This is a genomic window from Paenibacillus sp. FSL H7-0737, assembly GCF_000758545.1.
Lineage (GTDB): Bacteria > Bacillota > Bacilli > Paenibacillales > Paenibacillaceae > Paenibacillus_AQ.
In genome coordinates this window covers 3,542,464-3,558,214 of the sequence record NZ_CP009279.1, presented here as the reverse complement: position 1 = coordinate 3,558,214, position 15,751 = coordinate 3,542,464, and the positions used below count along the sequence as shown (strand labels likewise).

Below are 15,751 nucleotides of genomic sequence, written 5' to 3'. Positions count from 1 at the left end.
AAAAAATGATTGATCAATGCAATTGTGGGCACTCTATATCCTAATCTTTACTATAGGAAGGACTACAATAGCATGTGCGGAATAGCAGGAATCTTAAAGTGTAATGGACAACCCCCGCAAGAGGAAACCTTAAAACAAATGACAGGTGCAATGAATCACCGAGGTCCTAATCATGAAGGGGTATGGCTCGATTCTCGAATTGGGCTCGGTTTTCGTAGGTTATCCGTTATAGATTTACGTGATGGAAATCAACCGATGACGAATGAAGATCGTTCCCTTTGGATTGTTTTTAATGGTGAAATCTATAATTATAAAACACTACGAGATCAGCTTAAGCTAAAAGGACATCACTTCCAAACGCAATCAGATACAGAGGTCATTGTGCATTTATATGAGGAATACGGTAAGGACTGTGTCCATCATTTACGAGGAATGTTTAGTTTTGCGATTTGGGATGTTAAGGAACAGACCCTTTTTGCTGCCAGAGATCATTTTGGCATCAAGCCTTTTTATTATTACAAAGACGAGAATCATCTTTTATTTGCTTCGGAAATTAAAAGCATTCTTGCGGTTCGCGGAGTACCAAGAAAGCTACAGTATCAAAGTTTATTTAGCTACTTAACTTTTCAGTATGTGCCGCAACCGGATACGATGTTTGAACATATTCATAAATTAGGACCTGCAGAGAGAGTATTAGTTAACGCTGAAGGTGAAATGAAGATCGAGAAATATTGGGAGCCCCATTTTCATCCGGTAAAACGATCTTTAGCTGACTATGCGGAAGAAATTCAGTGGAAATTGAAAGAGTCTGTAAACCTTCATTTACAAAGTGATGTGAATAGAGGGTGTTTTTTGTCCAGTGGAATTGACTCCACAGCTATAGCTGCAATGATGAAAGCAGAAGAATCCACAAAGACCTTTTCGATTGGATTTGAAGGGGTAAACAATGAAACAATCATTGCAAATCAAACGGCAGCTAAACTGGGAACGGATCATTATTTTCACATTTTATCAACAGAAGACTTTTTTGAGAGTATTCCGAAAACGGTATGGCATCTAGATGAGCCTGTCGCGGATCCTTCCGCCATCGCTCTTTATCATCTCAATCAGCTTGCAAAAGATCATGTCACGGTTGTCCTATCCGGGGAAGGAGCTGATGAATTATTCGGAGGATACCGGATCTATAGAGAGCCAGATGCACTAAGACCCATTTCATGGATGCCCAATTTCATAAAGGATTCGTTACGAAAATCATTGTCTATATATCCATATCATTTTTATGGAAAAAACTATTTACTTCGGGGGCTGACACCTTTAGAGGAACGCTTTTTCGGTAATGCTAATATCTTTAACAAAAGCGGAAAGATGAACTTGCTCCATGAGTCGGTACACGCTCAAAATAGCTTTTTACATCCGACGGATATCGTTAAGCCTTTTTATGATAAGACAGTACACCTAGATCCTACGACAAGAATGCAGTTTATTGATATGAATTTTTGGTTGCCTGGCGATATTTTGTCAAAAGCAGATAAGCTGTCTATGGCACATTCATTGGAATTAAGAGTCCCGTTTTTAGATAAAGAGGTTTTCGAAACGGCTAGTAAAATTCCAGTCTCCAATCGGATTGGCAAAAATACAACAAAACTCGCTTTGCGTAAAGCTATGGAAGGAATTGTTCCTGATGCTATTGTGAATCGCCCGAAATTAGGATTTCCCGTACCGATTCGTGATTGGCTTAAGACCCCGATTTCAGATATAATGTTTGAGCAAATACGCTATAGTGGTATTGAAGAAATATTCAATATGAATATCATCGAAGAAATGTTTATCCAGCATCGGAGTAATAAAGGTGATTATTCGCGTAGAATCTGGCTAATTTACATTTTTTCAGTGTGGTACACGCTTTTTATGAAAGAAGATCTGAAGCAATTAAAGAGTGCCGTGCTGTAATGGGGGAGAGATCGTTTGAACATTGAGGAATATGCATGGAATAAACATGAGCAGCAAATAAAATCAACTAACGAATTTACTTACAGTAGTCCTAAGATAAAGATTGTAGACAATAATGAATTAAGAAATCAACTTGAAGAGACACTTGAAAAATTACCGCAGAAGTTCCTGGCCAAATGGGCTTTGAGCGTTGCTGTTGAACACCTGGATCATCTGGATCAACATCTTATAAATGACCCGCGCATTGATTTAGGGATAGAAACGCTAGAAAAACGTATAGCTGGTGGTATCAGAGCCTTTGACTTAAGAAAAGTTGGATTCATAGTGAATGAATTAGCGAAAAAGTCCACAACCGAAGCAAGTAAGTATGCTGCTCGTTCTTTTGAACAAGCCATTGCAACTGGACATATGAGAGGACACGCTATGGTAAGCAGTGACTATGCCGTTAAAATGGTAAACATATCCAATGATTTTTCAGTGGCCGAGGCTGCCACTAAAGAACGGGAAAGACAATTAAGGATAGCTAAAGAAATGTTTTAAAATTGAAGCTATAAGACTGACGTGTATGAAGATACTGATATAAGTTAATTAATGGTAATATTTAGATTTTTTATTTAAGAGGTACGTAAAGAACAATCAACAATAAACATATTAAATATAACCACACAGAGTTTAATCCGAGATTCTGATACACTTTAAAGTTTAATACTCGTTAGAGACATATCAATTTCTAAAAAGAGATTCGATTGTTCATGAAAGGGAAGCTATTATGAACAATTTTGAATATTGTATAGATATCAATTATGGACAGCTAATTGGCTTTAGTATGGTTTAAATTGGCTTGCTACATTAATTTATATACTACTTCCTCACAAAACCCGTATTTTGTACATATGTCTATGAATTGGAAAAGGCCCTGTTTGGTTCCAATTTTCATCAAAATCGTGTTAATAGCTAAAAGTATGGCAAACATAGAAATTCCCCCCCCATTCTATTAGATAAAATTCAGTACATTCTACTGAAATGACCTCTTTCTCAAACAAAAAAATATAAAACGGCGACATTGATTACATCAAAAACTTTGTAAGGCATGAGCACTATACTTTAGTCTTAATTATAAAAAAACTGCATGTTTTCTTTATTTCAAGAATGTTTATCCGTTACTATTTTTATGATCCTTGATCCATTGTAACCAATAAGAAAACTCACATGCTAAATGCAATTGATGCGATTCTATAAGTCTAGTAGGACAAAGCGCTGGGAACTCAACAACAAGACTTACTTCTATCCCAGTATTGGTATCTTTGAATTGATGACGAACCCCACCTATAATAGTACCGTCTTTCATACGGGCAACACCTGCTGATTGGTACTGATAAGAGTTATCTCTAGGTGTTTTTAATCCTGTTTCGTCATCAAAGACAATGAAGAATTGAACAGGAAACGGGGAATTACCAGTAGTTTCAATGACCTCCAGTTCGTTTTCTCCAAAAGGTCTTAATACATAATGATCAGGACAAGCTGATAGATTTACTTTATCATTCTCGCGTGATTGCTCTAGCATTAAACTATCAATTCCCTTTATAGCTTCTTCTGCCGAAATGCCCTCTAAATAGATACCTGTTTTTGAAAATTTCCGTCTATCTCCAGATAAAGCAGCACAGACACGCATAATCATTCCACTCAATCTAAGTTTAGATTTCAATTTATCGTACATTTCGTTATAGGAATATCTCATCTTTAGTTCAGCTAACTTTTTTATCATGGCGTCTGTATCATTTATTTCAGGCTCATTATGTCCTAATGTATTTAAAACCTTTTTTATACGTTCTCTTTTCCATTTTGTAAGTTGTTCCTGTGAAATATCGTTTCCGTTAATATAAATTTTCATATGAATTCTCCTGTATTCTTATGTTTTGAATCGTATCGTAGTGTGGTTAATATTAGATTAACGATCTCTTTCTTAATATCAAGATTTAAATCTATCTCCGAATGGGCAATACTACTAAGGCCATATAAAATATATCCAGAAGTTAACGATGCGTTGGCAGTGTGGAAAATCCCTATTTTCATCCCATCTTCAATTACCTGTTGAAATAGTGGGTGTATTTGCTTGTATAATTTCTTCTCGAGTTGGAAGTGTTGTTCTGTCTGATAAGAACTCACATGTTTATATGGTGCTAGTTTTTCAATAAATGTCCAAAATATCTCTAGAGAATCTTTCATTTTTTGCATAACGGTCAATTCATTTGAATTAAGTGCATGTTGAATTTTTTCTACATTTTTCACAATGAAATTATTCAAAATCTCATTAACAAACTCTTCTTTAGATTTAAAGTAGTAATAAAATAAGCCGGTTGCAACACCCGCATGATTAACGACATCCTTTATGCTAAATCCTCCCATACCATTTTTCATATAAAGTTCAAAGCCAATATCCATTAATTCTTGGCGTCTTAGATCAGGTTCTTTTGATATTCTCTTCATTGTCCATCTCCCAATGTAATTTTTATCGCGACTGAATATGATTCAATCATAACTGACTGAATGTAGTTCAGTCAATAAAAACTGTTGCCAATCCATGCCGGGATTAGTAGCTCTGCCCATCGCATATCTCGTATCTAATCCCCCGATCAGAAACTTACTCCTCGTACAACCGTTCAAATCTGTGGACTGTCAATGAACTACTTACCTTGTGAACTAGAAATCCGGCTATAAAGTCTCTCTAGATACTTTGTATGTATCAGTAAGTACAATCACCGCTACAATGTAGGTGACTTTATGTCAAAATCCCAAAATGTAGGCACTTTGGTGTCCTTGGACATCGGAAGACAAGAACATATTCCCTTATAGGACAAGAACTTTGTCCCTTTGCCGATTCCCCCACTTTTTCCGGCATATAAAATCCACCCATATAAATGAGTTGATCAATAACCATGTTTTCTTACAAAATTAACGAGATTGGTCCCTGACTTCGGTCATTCCGCCCACCTACGTGTCCGAAGCAACCAGGTCCGTGGCGCACAGCATCTTGCCACGCCGCCGGTACCAATTTACGCAGTTCCCGGTAGTTGTAGATTTCCCCGTTAAAAATAAGTGATACTTCGCCCGGCTCATTGTGCATCGGCTGCGAACCTTGAATTCATATGATTTACTTAGGAAGGGTATCACTTCAAGTCATCCATGAATAGGCTGTTGTAATAAATTGAATAATGGAGGTATCCCGGATGACCTTTGGGAACGAATATCCAAACAGCCAGGCTGATCCATCCGTATCCCCTTACTTTACCCGTTACAATCCTTTCCCTTACTCTCATTACTACCATCTCTTCCGTTCAGAAAGCAGTCTGGCAGATATACCCTCAGATAGCGAAAACACCAAAAAAGAACTTATAAATGGTTATATGAACGAAAATTTATGCAGCGGTCAGGGGATTAAGCTAAATACCGGGATAGAAGTAGGCGGTAAACACGGCATTGGTTTAAATGCTGGCGGGAATTTAGCCTTAGGTAGCATGGGTATGTATGCGGGCGGCCATATGGGCACTCCTTCATATGGAATCCATGCGCAAGGCAATACTCATCTGGACAGCAGCCAGGGTCTAGGGCTCAATGCGGAAGCCCAGGCCTTCGGCAATTACGGGATTGCGGCTCAGGCAAAAAGCCAAATAGGTGGCGGTCAAGTGGCAGGTTTTCATACGGGGGCGCAGGTCGGAGGAGAGTACGGTATGAGTGCTGATGCCGAAGGACACTTGGGGTTCAGTCAAGGCGCGGGACTCCAAACCCATTTACAGCTTGGCGGCGAAAATGGTCTCGGAGCCCAGGCCAAGGCACAACTCGGCGGCGGCCAAGGAGCAGGCTTAGGAGTTGCCGGACAGGTAGGCAAATATAATGGAAAGTTAGGACTTAAAATCGGCGGTAAGGACAAAGAAACCAAGGAGTAAAAGTTGCCACAACATTAAGTATTTAACCTTTCATTAGACATCCATTTAATGAAATAGGTAATTATTTTCAAGCTCATTTTATGAATACCAAATCGGTAATAGGACCATGTTCCTGTCCATTAACGGCTAAAGGATCAAGTTCCTGTCTGGAGTAAAGGACAAGAACTTGATCCCTTAAAATACAAAAACCGCGCGGGGCTCGGGTTCTAATGGGACTATGTTCTTATCCACTGACAAATATATACAGATGTAAGCTCACTAACCTTTCTTCCGGAATCCTCCGTATGTTCTTCAATCAAGACTTTCATCAGAAACTCGTACCAGACTTTAAGTGAGCATGATCATCTACAGTCATTTTGCTACCCTCCAAATTTTTGTTTTATTAACTTGCTTCGAGTAAGACTATTGAGTTAAAATCCTCAAGTTGCAATGCTTCTTTATCTATTCTTGGAGGAAATGAGTACATAATGTAAGATGCCACCTAGTCATATTAAATCATAGTATCTCTGTGTGTTCCCTGACCATATTAAATGATCTATTTGTAAAAGCTTTCCCCTACTTATGATACGGTTCACCCGTAACGGGGCTAGCGGCAAAAAAAGTAAAAGGAGCTGCCGTGCATGCTCCTTCGCTTAACGATCTTAATGCTTCGATCATCTTCTCTAGGTTTTGTGACGTGGTATGCAAATTTGCAAATGATCTTCACACAGGCAGCCTCCCTATCATCAAGCTTGTTCCGCTGCCTTTAGCAATCGAAGCAACAGCTCCTTACGCGGTTCCTGCGCCTTACGAGCCAATGTAGCCAGCTTCTCCGCCTTGCCAAAAATCGGGTACAGCACTCGTTCGGCCTCGTAATTCGATAAAGCCTCGACATGCTGCACCAATAGCGATAGCTTGTCTTCACTTTCCAGTTCTGGCTGAATCCTCAGCTTCAGCGAATCATGAGAGCAACGCAGGCAAGCGACCAAGGCGGGCATCGAGCGTTCGGTTATGCCATGGGTCTCGGCGAAAACAGCCGTGAACTTGTCCTGCACCAGCTGATGCTCCTCGTCTACAAGGGCCATATGTTTCTACCAACGGAAAATAGCGCTCGTCCGTGAGTCCCAGCCCGAATACGGCATAACTGCCTGGCATGACGCTTTTCTCACCTTCTGTATCCTCGTACCACACAAACTCTTCCATCGCCTCACGAGCGTATTCCTCCAATAACGGATACAGCTCGGAATAGGCCAGTGCATTCGCGAAAAAACGATGCGTATCCGATTTGGCAAGTCCTTTAATGGGTAATGCCTCTCTCACGCTGGATTTTAGCTTGATTTTGTAGCTTTTTGGGAAACCCTTCCGGAGTAGGGAGAGAATAAATGAAATTGCCCTTTCGTACGCCCCAGCCTCTTCTTTACGAATAACGACCGTAATGATGGAAAACACATCGTTAGCCTTGCATTCAGTCAACTCGTCACGCAGATGAACGTCTTCTCGTGCGAAGGTGTCGCTACCTTCCTTCAACATGCGTCCGGCTTTGCCGCTGCCCAGCTGCCTCGCAAGCTCCAGAAAAGTCATGCCCTTGGCTTTACTGTAACTTGGCTCGTAACGAAGAATCATCACAGCGCCGTACAATAGCAGATCGATAGGCTGGTTCGGCTCATCCATATGATTGAGATCCGTATCCGGCTTGATTCCATTTTCATTGGTTCTGTATTTGGAAAGGGTAACATCATAGTGACGTGGCAGGAATACTTCCTCGGCCCAGTGGGTTAAAGCTCGAATGATATCGCTTCGATGCTCCCTCAGCGCTTGTACCCGTTCTTTATTCAATGCCTGAATCCGGTCAAATATAGCAATCGTCCGTCCGACGTCCGGTTCGTTGAACAAATACGGGTCCAACAGATGGCGTGTCAAAAAGAAAGTTTCTAGCGGCTTTGTCGGGTAAGCGCCCTTCACCAGTTTTTGCTCGATATAGGACTCAACCCGCTCCAGAAGCTGCCGCTTTTTCTCTTCATATACGATGTCAAACACCGTTAATCTCACGGGCCCGTCTGCCGTTGCGAATCTTCCCTTCAAGGTAAACCGGTAGTCGATAAGGGCCGACGTATGCAACTTGTCCAGCTTCTCCCTTACGATGCTCGTCAACCGGGGCTGCACCTCATGCAAGACCTCCTCTTGCGTAAAAGGAGACGCCTTCATCGACTTGCGCCCTGAAGCATTCCTTCCAAAATCCGAACTGCCAACGCTAGTCCTACCCGGTCGATAATCCAGCACAATGTCGTTAAAAATGCCCACTTGCAGCGTGGTACGCTTGACAGCGCCCTCCACGTCCTTTCGTTTCTCTTGTTCCTCAAACCACTCATAAATTGCCGCTTTCATCTCTTCCAGCGCTTCTTCCTGTAGTGCGTTCATGGTCTCCCGCCTTTCCACATGTTTCTTCGCTCATCGCATCCAAAATATCGGTTTTTTTCCCTTCGGAAAATTCTCTATCCTTGCGATTTCCGAGTAGCCAGCAGTAACAATTCCAACCCACCGACATTTTCAGCTCTACACCAATTGCAATCCATTTATCGGCTACTTCTGGCGCAATATCCGTTTCTGCCAAAGTCACTGCTACCACAAAATCGCCCGTGATCACTCCTGCTTAGTAAATAGCGTCGTAATTCCCTGTAGCATAGAGCAGCCAAGGTTGCTCCTCATTAAATCACTTATATATCACCTAGCTTTATCCCCGCTATTCAACCTGTTATGTACATGAAAAGTTACCTTTGTCCCTGTACCTAACGTACTTGTGATATGGAGTCCTGTTCCAAAGTGCCGTTTTAATCGCAGATCAGTATTAATCAATCCGACGCCTGAACGACTATCTGCTTTCCTTTCAAATATTCGTTGCAATTGGACCCCATCTATTCCGTCCCCATCATCTTCAACGGTTATCTCTGCATGCGTCTCATAGACAGAAATCCGAATAAGAATCGTTCCTCCACGATTGCGCTTCATTATGCCATGTCTTATCGCATTTTCAACGAGAGGCTGGATCGTAAGAAATGGGACTTTTATGTCCCCACGGTCATCTGTCTCCCAAATAACCTGTAACCTTTCTTCAAACCGAACCTTTTCAATATATAGATAAGAACGTACTAGACTTAACTCCTCTTCGATCGGAACAAGCCTATCCATGTTTTGAAATTCAAATTTATTCCTCAGAAAATTGCTGAATTCATCGAGCAAATTACGCATCTTATCCAAATTAATATCACTTAAAGCTGTTACAGCATTCAACGCATTAAATATAAAATGAGGCTGGATTTGCGCTTGCAGCCATGCAGCTTCTAATCGCAGTTGTTCTCGAACGGATTGTTTAATCGTAGCTAACGCCTCAATCCGCGATTTTATTTCTATTGCTTCCACTGGCTTCGTCACATAATCGTTTGCCCCAGCTATAAAACCGCTCTGAATATCTTTCGGTTGGCTTCTTGCGGTAAGGAGCAGTACAGGGAGCTCCGTGAGTGTAAACCGCTCACGAATCATTCGTGTCAGCTCATAACCGGACATCTGTGGCATCATGATATCGGAGATGACCAGATCCCATTCCTTAGTGTCCAGTACAGCTAATGCCTCTTTACCGCTCGTTACCATCGTTAAATCATATTCGTCTGGTGGTAGTATGGCTTCAAGTACTTGAAGGTTGACAGGATCATCATCAACAACTAATAGAATCGGACGTTCACGATTCATTTCTATTAAAGTTGCTTGATTCGTAGCTGGCGGAATCTTCACTTTTTCCATATACACTGAGGAGGCTATTTCTTGAATCGGGATGGATTGGAATGGTTCAAATGAGTTAGTCAAATCATCCTCTTCCTCTACTTCCAAACCTGCTAGCCTTAATGAAAATGTGAATTTTGAGCCCTCTCCTAAAACAGAGGACACTACTAACGTACCTCCATGAAGCTCAACCAGTTGCTTGCTTATACTTAAACCCAACCCAAAGCCACCATCAATCATAGTCTCATTCGTGCTGGCTTGCTCGTACGGACGGAATAGGCGCTTAAGCATGTTCTCATCCATTCCGATCCCGGTATCAGCAATAACAATATAGGCTCGTCCATCTTTTACAAAAGCTTGAATCGAAATGACCCCATCATTCGTATATTTCACAGCATTATGAAGTAAATTGAAAACGATTTGAACAACCCGGTTCTCATCCGCATATATTGGCGGAAAATCTTCAGGAATTTGATTTGCAATTTTTACAGACTTCACATCTGCATTTAATTGCAGCATATCAAGTACTCCGGTCACAATTGGCTGAATAAATATGACTCTTTTGTGTATACGCGGATTTCCTTCCCGTAAACTCATCACATCAATCAAATCGTCTAATATCAATGTCATTCGACGTCCTACAGATAAAACCGTTTCAAGCTCTTTGATACTCCTTTCCTGCAACAAATGCCGCTCCCTTTTTAAAACGGATTGTGACATATTAAGAATACTATGAAGCGGATTTTTAAATTCATGAGAAGTATTTGCTAGGAATTGATCTTTATGGTCATTCATCCTTTGCAATGTTGTCGCAAGCTCTTTCGTGTTCGCATGCATGATAAAATAATCTTTAAACCATACAGAGGCTAAACAAGCTATCGCAATAATCATATCGAACGGATAGTAGACAAGACTCAAACCGCTATCCAGCAAGATTAACGACCAAAGAGCATAGTTCATCAACGCAAGAAAAGAGATAAGCAGTAAAAGATTGCTCTTTAAATCTTTAATTACTTTTTTAAACATTGTAATCAGCGTTATAACTGCAGCAGTACCACCTAATACATAATAAATAGGGAAGAGCATGATCACCTGAGTTGGATTTAAAAACAACGTGATGCCGGCAGTCCCTAGATTCATTATTTTATAGACAGGGTACATCCTACGCCAATATGGAAGCTCGCGATGATTCGTACACTGGAGTAAAGCATAGGCTGCAATAACGAAAGCAATATTAGTCAGCCTAAAATCCCAATCAATTCCAATGTAAAATAACTGATGGAACAACTTCTCATCCGTACTAAAGACACTCGTGATCGTTACACAGAATGCAAGCAAACTAAAATAAAGCAGCTTCTTTTCTCTATTTCCTATTAAATACAAAATAAGTGCATAGACAGCGTGCATAATAAAAATAATCGCTGCCAAAAACTGCATAAAAATGGAAGCCTTCATCTCTTTGGCAATGGCTTCTTCTGAACCGAATTTTATGGATCGGACAATGCCCCCGCTTCGACTATCCACATAATTTGCAGCCTGGATCACGAGTTCGATTACACCGTTGTCATCTGCTGTAAAGGTTGTAGAATAAGGTAGGTCCTTCGAAATATATTCATCCTTTGTTGTCGCCACCTGTCCGGATTTAGTAAGTAATCGACCGTTTACATATAATTCTGATGCAGTGCGTACACTGGGTACACGAATACTATAATTAAGATGCTTCGCCGGGTCTACATAAAGAAGCAAACGATAAGAGCCATACCCGTATGGAGATGGCTTGTCAGCATGCAAAACTTCACTCCATCCTCCCGGTACCTGAATGTGCCTTGGCGCATTATCGCCTAACAATTGTTGCCGATTACCATCTATCAACCATTGCGAGGGATAAAACTCCCATTCCCCATCAAGTAAGTGAATGCTGCCATCTTCTGCATTCCAATTGCGTAAATCGAATTGCCCATTATGAATTGACGCCTGTTTGGGATATTGAAACGTTTCCATCCATAAAATGCGAAAGCCGGTTAAAACAACTAATATGAAAACTAGCAATAATATTATATAGCTCTTTTTCATTTGATATTTGGATGAGTGAGTTTCCACGAAATATTTCTCCCCTAGTCATTTTCTTCTAAGTCATTTAAATAAGTACTCCCCATAATTTACCACAGTTAATACAGGAGAAACGGACGATAAAGACATCTCTATGTCTATTATATAGAAATACACAAAGTTTGATATGTAACCGCTTCACTTATTAAATTATAACAACCTCCCCTTACTTTTTGCCAACCATACATCGACATATATTTCAAGACCAATTCATTCTCCATAGCTAATGCTTTATTCGAATCAACTAATTCAGAATCTTTGCTTTTTGCTAATTCAAATTTGCGCTTCTCACAAAATATATTTTCACGTTCGATATATACTACCATTGTAAACCTATAATAAATCCAGTCATGTCACTTAATATTCACGAAGAAGCCTCACCTGTTTTATATGATAAGCAATTTACTAAGATAATCATTCACTTATATCAATTCTTCCAAGATAAAAAACCCATATCGACCCTAGTTCTAGGGTGATATGGGCGCCTGCCTTGAGATGTTATTTTTTAATTGCAGCTTTCAGAATTTCGATCTTCTCTTGTCGTGATAGATCCGATGAGGTTGAAATGCTATATCCAAATTTACCGCCATCTTGCCAAAAAACGTATTTCGGGAAAACATTAGCCGGTAAATCATCGTCAAAAAATCCATTATTCTTAGTTCCATCGGCGTCCACAGTATACTTCGTAATCGCAAGCGTATCTTTCCCGTTCGTGTATTCCAGGCGAATATCGTCGGCTTCTTTCCAGTCCATTTTTTTCGTGAAGACCGGTTTGCCGCTCTTCTTCCCTTCAGCTCTCAAATCATCGATGAACTTGCCTCCCAAGGGTCCTCCGATTCTCGCTTTGGAGAAAGTGTAGCCTTCTGGCAGGTTGGAAGGCTCTTGCAAGACAGCGCCTTTTATGGTTGCTGCTTTCTGAAGATATTCATCGAAGGAAGCATATTCCTTCGTCAGCCCCCAATAGCTAAGATCAAGTCCGCTGTTCAACGCTTTATATTTATGATAGATAACATACGTGTCACCCGTCCCTTTAACCAATTCCTTCACGCGATTGATTTCATCGTCGATATATTTTTTATCCTCTGCTGGAAGTGCCTTAGCTGCATCCGCCGCTAGTTTATTCATTTTATCCATTTCTTGCTTATACAACGCACGGTCTACCTTAGATCCATTGAATTCCTCAGGATAGGTGATATCTAATTGATGATCCCCAGCTTCTGATTGTGCCGAAACAGCTATCGTTGCGTTCCCATCATCTTTTTCTTTGGCATTGACCAGCGTCACGCTGCCAAGCGCGAGAATGATTGTCATCCCTAAGATAGAAAGGCGATATGATTTTTTATTGAATTGTTTGATCATGATAAGTCTCCTTTTCATTTGTTTATGTGTCGCAGATAGGCCGGCAAGTCCCGGCAGGCGATGGTCTCCCGAGAAATGTTCCAACACTTGGATGATCGTCTGCCCATACGCATTATTTTGCTGTGGTCTCATCCGATCCAGCACGAAGGCATCACAGGCCATCTCTTGATCTTGTCGCGCTCTGTTCACTGCAAGCCATACAAGTGGGTTGAACCAATGGAGAATCAGAACCAGGTGCATGATCCAATTCACGGCTACATCCCTGCGACGGACATGAGCGAATTCATGCGCCAAGATATACTGAAGCTGTCCTTCATGCAGCGACATCAGTAGACTTGAAGAGATGACGACTGTCGGCTTACAGAACCCAACGACGGCCGGACCGGGAATACGCTCGCTGGAAACAAATTCAACTTTGCGCTTCACGCCGAGCTGCTGCCGTGTATCATGGAACAAGGCCAATAACAAAGGCGTTTCTATACGGCTACCAGCGCGCAGGGCATGTTGCAATCGCAGCTGATCGTATATGGTTTTCGCGACGAGAAGCAGTACACCCGTAAGCCAGATCAGTACCAAGACTGGAACAAAGCCCATCGATGTAATTTCATTCCACCAGAAATGGTTCTCCGGCTTGCTTCCCGATGTATCCGTGGGTGCGGTTAATTCCGTTATCCCAACGACAATTCCATATTTCTCCGCCACAGAACCCTTTACGTGTTCTCCTGTCTCGCTTGCACTTATCGATGGATCTTGCATTTGCTGGTGAATGCCAGGCATGAAGGATTCCAGAGACAATACATTATAAAGGCTAAGAGAAGACTCTGGTGCCCAAGGAAGTAGCAAGCGGATCGCCACGGGTATCCAGAGCAAATATTTCCATCTGGCTTCCAGTTTGTTTTGGAATAAGAATTGCAGAATCAAGATCAGCATGACCAGAATACCTGCCATGAACGATCCCTGGATCACCCAGCCGAAGAATGACACAACAGTTTCGTATAAGCTTGGACTCATTTAGATTCTCTCTTTTCTAGTTCCCCAATTCTGCCGCTATTGTCGAATAACGTCTTCAAATCCTCAATTTCCTGCGTATTCAGCTTCTCATCTTGGAGGAAATTAGCCACCATCGGCATAATGGAACCACCATACATCTTCTCCATGAAGGAAGTAGTCTCGGAACGCTGATATTCTTGCTCGCTGAACCGAGGATAAAATAATTGCATACGCCTCGAACTCTGCTCCAGCTTCACGCCCGCCGCTTCCTTCTGTACCAGTCGGCTAAGAAGCGTTCGGGTCGTATTCGGGCTCCAGCCCATTCGATCCGTCATTTGTTGAACAACTTCACTAGAATAGCAATCTGGATTTAGCCACAATACCCGCAAAATTTCGAGCTCTGCATCCGTTATGGATGGTATTCGGTTCATATATACAACCTCCAAATCTAACTTGCGCAGAATGCATAGGATGGGCGAACTGCTGCGCATGCTCAAGGCAACCTATCACTTCTTGACCGCTGCTTTTAGAATTTCAATCTTCTGTTCTCGGGTGATATCGGATGAAGTTGAAAGGCTGTATCCGAATTTGCCGCCATCTTGCCAATAAATGTATTTTGGGAAAATGTTTGCTGGAAGGTTATCGTCAAAATAACCTTTCTTCTTCCCTTCCTTCGCATCCACCACAAACTTCGTAATCGCAAGCGTATCTTCCCCGTTCGTGTATTCCAGGCGAATATCGTCGGCTTCTTTCCAGTCCATTTTTTTCGTGAAGACCGGTTTGCCGCTCTTCTTCCCTTCGGCTCTTAAATCATCGATGAACTTGCCTCCCAAGGGTCCTCCGATTCTCGCTTTGGAGAAAGTGTAACCTTTTGGCAGGTTGGAGGGCTTTTGCAAGACAACGCCTTTTAAGGTTGATGCTTTCTGGAGATATTCATCAAAGGAAAAGTATTCCTTCGTCAGCCCCCAGTAGTTAAGATCAAGTCCGCTGTTGAGTGCCTTGTACTTATAATACATGACATAGGTATCTCCAGTCTTGGCGGTCAAATCCTTCACTCTCTTAATTTCTGCGTCAACCACCTTTTTTTCCGCTGCCGTTGGAGCTTGATCGGCTGCTTTTTTAGCCGTCGACTTCTGGGCTGACTTGGAAGAAGCCGCGTCTACCTCAAGGTTCATCGATGAACCCAATAGTAGAACACTGCTGAGGGTTGCGATGGCTAATTTTGATGCTGCTTTCATGTGAAAAACTCCTTTCTGTGATCATGTTTTAAAACTACACGTGTAGTTATAATTCAATACTACAGTTGTAGTTATATTTTGTCAACACTATTTTATCGGACCCTTTTCGAGTATCCATGAAATAAAAAAAACTCCTCCGGAGAGCAGTTTGATCGTACGATGGATTCGTTATTGCTGTTTTTTCCCACCCCAAGGTTCCGGTTCCGGCAAATCTGGCGTTGGAAGCAGTCCTAGATCATGGAAGATTAAATCGGCGATGCCTGTCTTTACATAAATTGGTTTTTAATTAGGGGGGTGTTGCATCGTCTCAATTGTATGCTGGGTAATTTTGTGGAATTATACTAATAAAAAAACCGCGATTTACGCGGCGGTTCGACGTTAGGCTGAATGGTTCTACCTTTAATCAAT

The 15,751-nt window shown here is 41.5% G+C and carries 10 protein-coding genes and 2 pseudogenes; 3 read left to right on the top strand and 9 right to left on the bottom strand.

Going from position 1 to position 15,751, the window contains the following annotated elements:
- Nucleotides 1-72 precede the first annotated feature (72 nt).
- A complete protein-coding gene (gene asnB / locus H70737_RS15260) occupies nucleotides 73-1,950 on the top strand; it encodes an asparagine synthase (glutamine-hydrolyzing) (RefSeq protein WP_042188492.1) in 1,878 nt (625 codons plus the stop codon).
- A gap of 15 nt (nucleotides 1,951-1,965) precedes the next feature.
- On the top strand, nucleotides 1,966-2,490 hold the full coding sequence (locus H70737_RS15255; RefSeq protein WP_042188490.1) for a putative immunity protein: 525 nt from the start codon (nucleotides 1,966-1,968) through the stop codon (nucleotides 2,488-2,490).
- 613 nt (nucleotides 2,491-3,103) lie between these two features.
- Here H70737_RS15255 and H70737_RS15250 read toward each other — a convergent pair.
- The 3 genes from H70737_RS15250 to H70737_RS30355 form a co-directional block, all read right to left on the bottom strand.
- Nucleotides 3,104-3,841, bottom strand: coding sequence for a hypothetical protein (locus H70737_RS15250; RefSeq protein WP_042188488.1), 738 nt, complete (start codon nucleotides 3,839-3,841; stop codon nucleotides 3,104-3,106).
- Nucleotides 3,838-4,437, bottom strand: coding sequence for a TetR/AcrR family transcriptional regulator (locus H70737_RS15245; RefSeq protein WP_042188486.1), 600 nt, complete (start codon nucleotides 4,435-4,437; stop codon nucleotides 3,838-3,840). The genes H70737_RS15250 and H70737_RS15245 overlap by 4 nt, the downstream gene beginning before the upstream one ends.
- Before the next feature lie 457 nt (nucleotides 4,438-4,894).
- The gene (locus H70737_RS30355) at nucleotides 4,895-5,092 is read right to left on the bottom strand and encodes a hypothetical protein (RefSeq protein WP_269321845.1); all 198 of its coding nucleotides are present in this window, start codon (nucleotides 5,090-5,092) and stop codon (nucleotides 4,895-4,897) included.
- Between the two features lie 85 nt (nucleotides 5,093-5,177).
- On the opposite strand from H70737_RS30355, the gene H70737_RS15240 reads away from it, so the two are divergent.
- Nucleotides 5,178-5,894, top strand: coding sequence for a hypothetical protein (locus H70737_RS15240; RefSeq protein WP_042188484.1), 717 nt, complete (start codon nucleotides 5,178-5,180; stop codon nucleotides 5,892-5,894).
- A 725-nt stretch (nucleotides 5,895-6,619) separates the two neighbouring features.
- Here the strand turns inward: H70737_RS15240 and H70737_RS15235 are convergent.
- From H70737_RS15235 to H70737_RS15210, 6 genes and pseudogenes are all read right to left on the bottom strand, one after another.
- Nucleotides 6,620-8,258 (bottom strand): annotated as a pseudogene (locus tag H70737_RS15235) (DUF6138 family protein).
- Nucleotides 8,259-8,316: 58 nt separating this feature from the next.
- Nucleotides 8,317-8,505, bottom strand: a pseudogene (locus H70737_RS15230) (DNA alkylation repair protein); the annotation flags it as partial.
- Nucleotides 8,506-8,594: 89 nt separating this feature from the next.
- Nucleotides 8,595-11,720 (bottom strand): hybrid sensor histidine kinase/response regulator, encoded by a 3,126-nt coding sequence (locus H70737_RS15225; RefSeq protein ID WP_042193964.1) that lies wholly within the window; start codon nucleotides 11,718-11,720, stop codon nucleotides 8,595-8,597.
- Between the two features lie 534 nt (nucleotides 11,721-12,254).
- Nucleotides 12,255-14,126 (bottom strand): M56 family metallopeptidase, encoded by a 1,872-nt coding sequence (locus H70737_RS15220; protein WP_042188482.1) that lies wholly within the window; start codon nucleotides 14,124-14,126, stop codon nucleotides 12,255-12,257.
- Entirely contained in the window at nucleotides 14,123-14,536 is a 414-nt protein-coding gene (locus tag H70737_RS15215) for a BlaI/MecI/CopY family transcriptional regulator (RefSeq protein ID WP_042188480.1), read from the bottom strand. The genes H70737_RS15220 and H70737_RS15215 overlap by 4 nt, the downstream gene beginning before the upstream one ends.
- Before the next feature lie 75 nt (nucleotides 14,537-14,611).
- Nucleotides 14,612-15,343 (bottom strand): hypothetical protein, encoded by a 732-nt coding sequence (locus H70737_RS15210; RefSeq protein WP_042188478.1) that lies wholly within the window; start codon nucleotides 15,341-15,343, stop codon nucleotides 14,612-14,614.
- Between the last annotated feature and the right edge of the window lie 408 nt (nucleotides 15,344-15,751).

Bases quoted from the DNA above. Each gene is read 5' to 3' on its own strand.
- H70737_RS15245 (WP_042188486.1), bottom strand. From the start codon at position 4,437: ATGAAGAGAATATCAAAAGAACCTGATCTAAGACGCCAAGAATTAATG.
- asnB (WP_042188492.1), top strand. From the start codon at position 73: ATGTGCGGAATAGCAGGAATCTTAAAGTGTAATGGACAACCCCCGCAA.
- H70737_RS15220 (WP_042188482.1), bottom strand. From the start codon at position 14,126: ATGAGTCCAAGCTTATACGAAACTGTTGTGTCATTCTTCGGCTGGGTG.
- H70737_RS15250 (WP_042188488.1), bottom strand. From the start codon at position 3,841: ATGAAAATTTATATTAACGGAAACGATATTTCACAGGAACAACTTACA.
- H70737_RS15225 (WP_042193964.1), bottom strand. From the start codon at position 11,720: ATGAAAAAGAGCTATATAATATTATTGCTAGTTTTCATATTAGTTGTT.
- H70737_RS15240 (WP_042188484.1), top strand. From the start codon at position 5,178: ATGACCTTTGGGAACGAATATCCAAACAGCCAGGCTGATCCATCCGTA.
- H70737_RS15215 (WP_042188480.1), bottom strand. From the start codon at position 14,536: ATGAACCGAATACCATCCATAACGGATGCAGAGCTCGAAATTTTGCGG.
- H70737_RS15210 (WP_042188478.1), bottom strand. From the start codon at position 15,343: ATGAAAGCAGCATCAAAATTAGCCATCGCAACCCTCAGCAGTGTTCTA.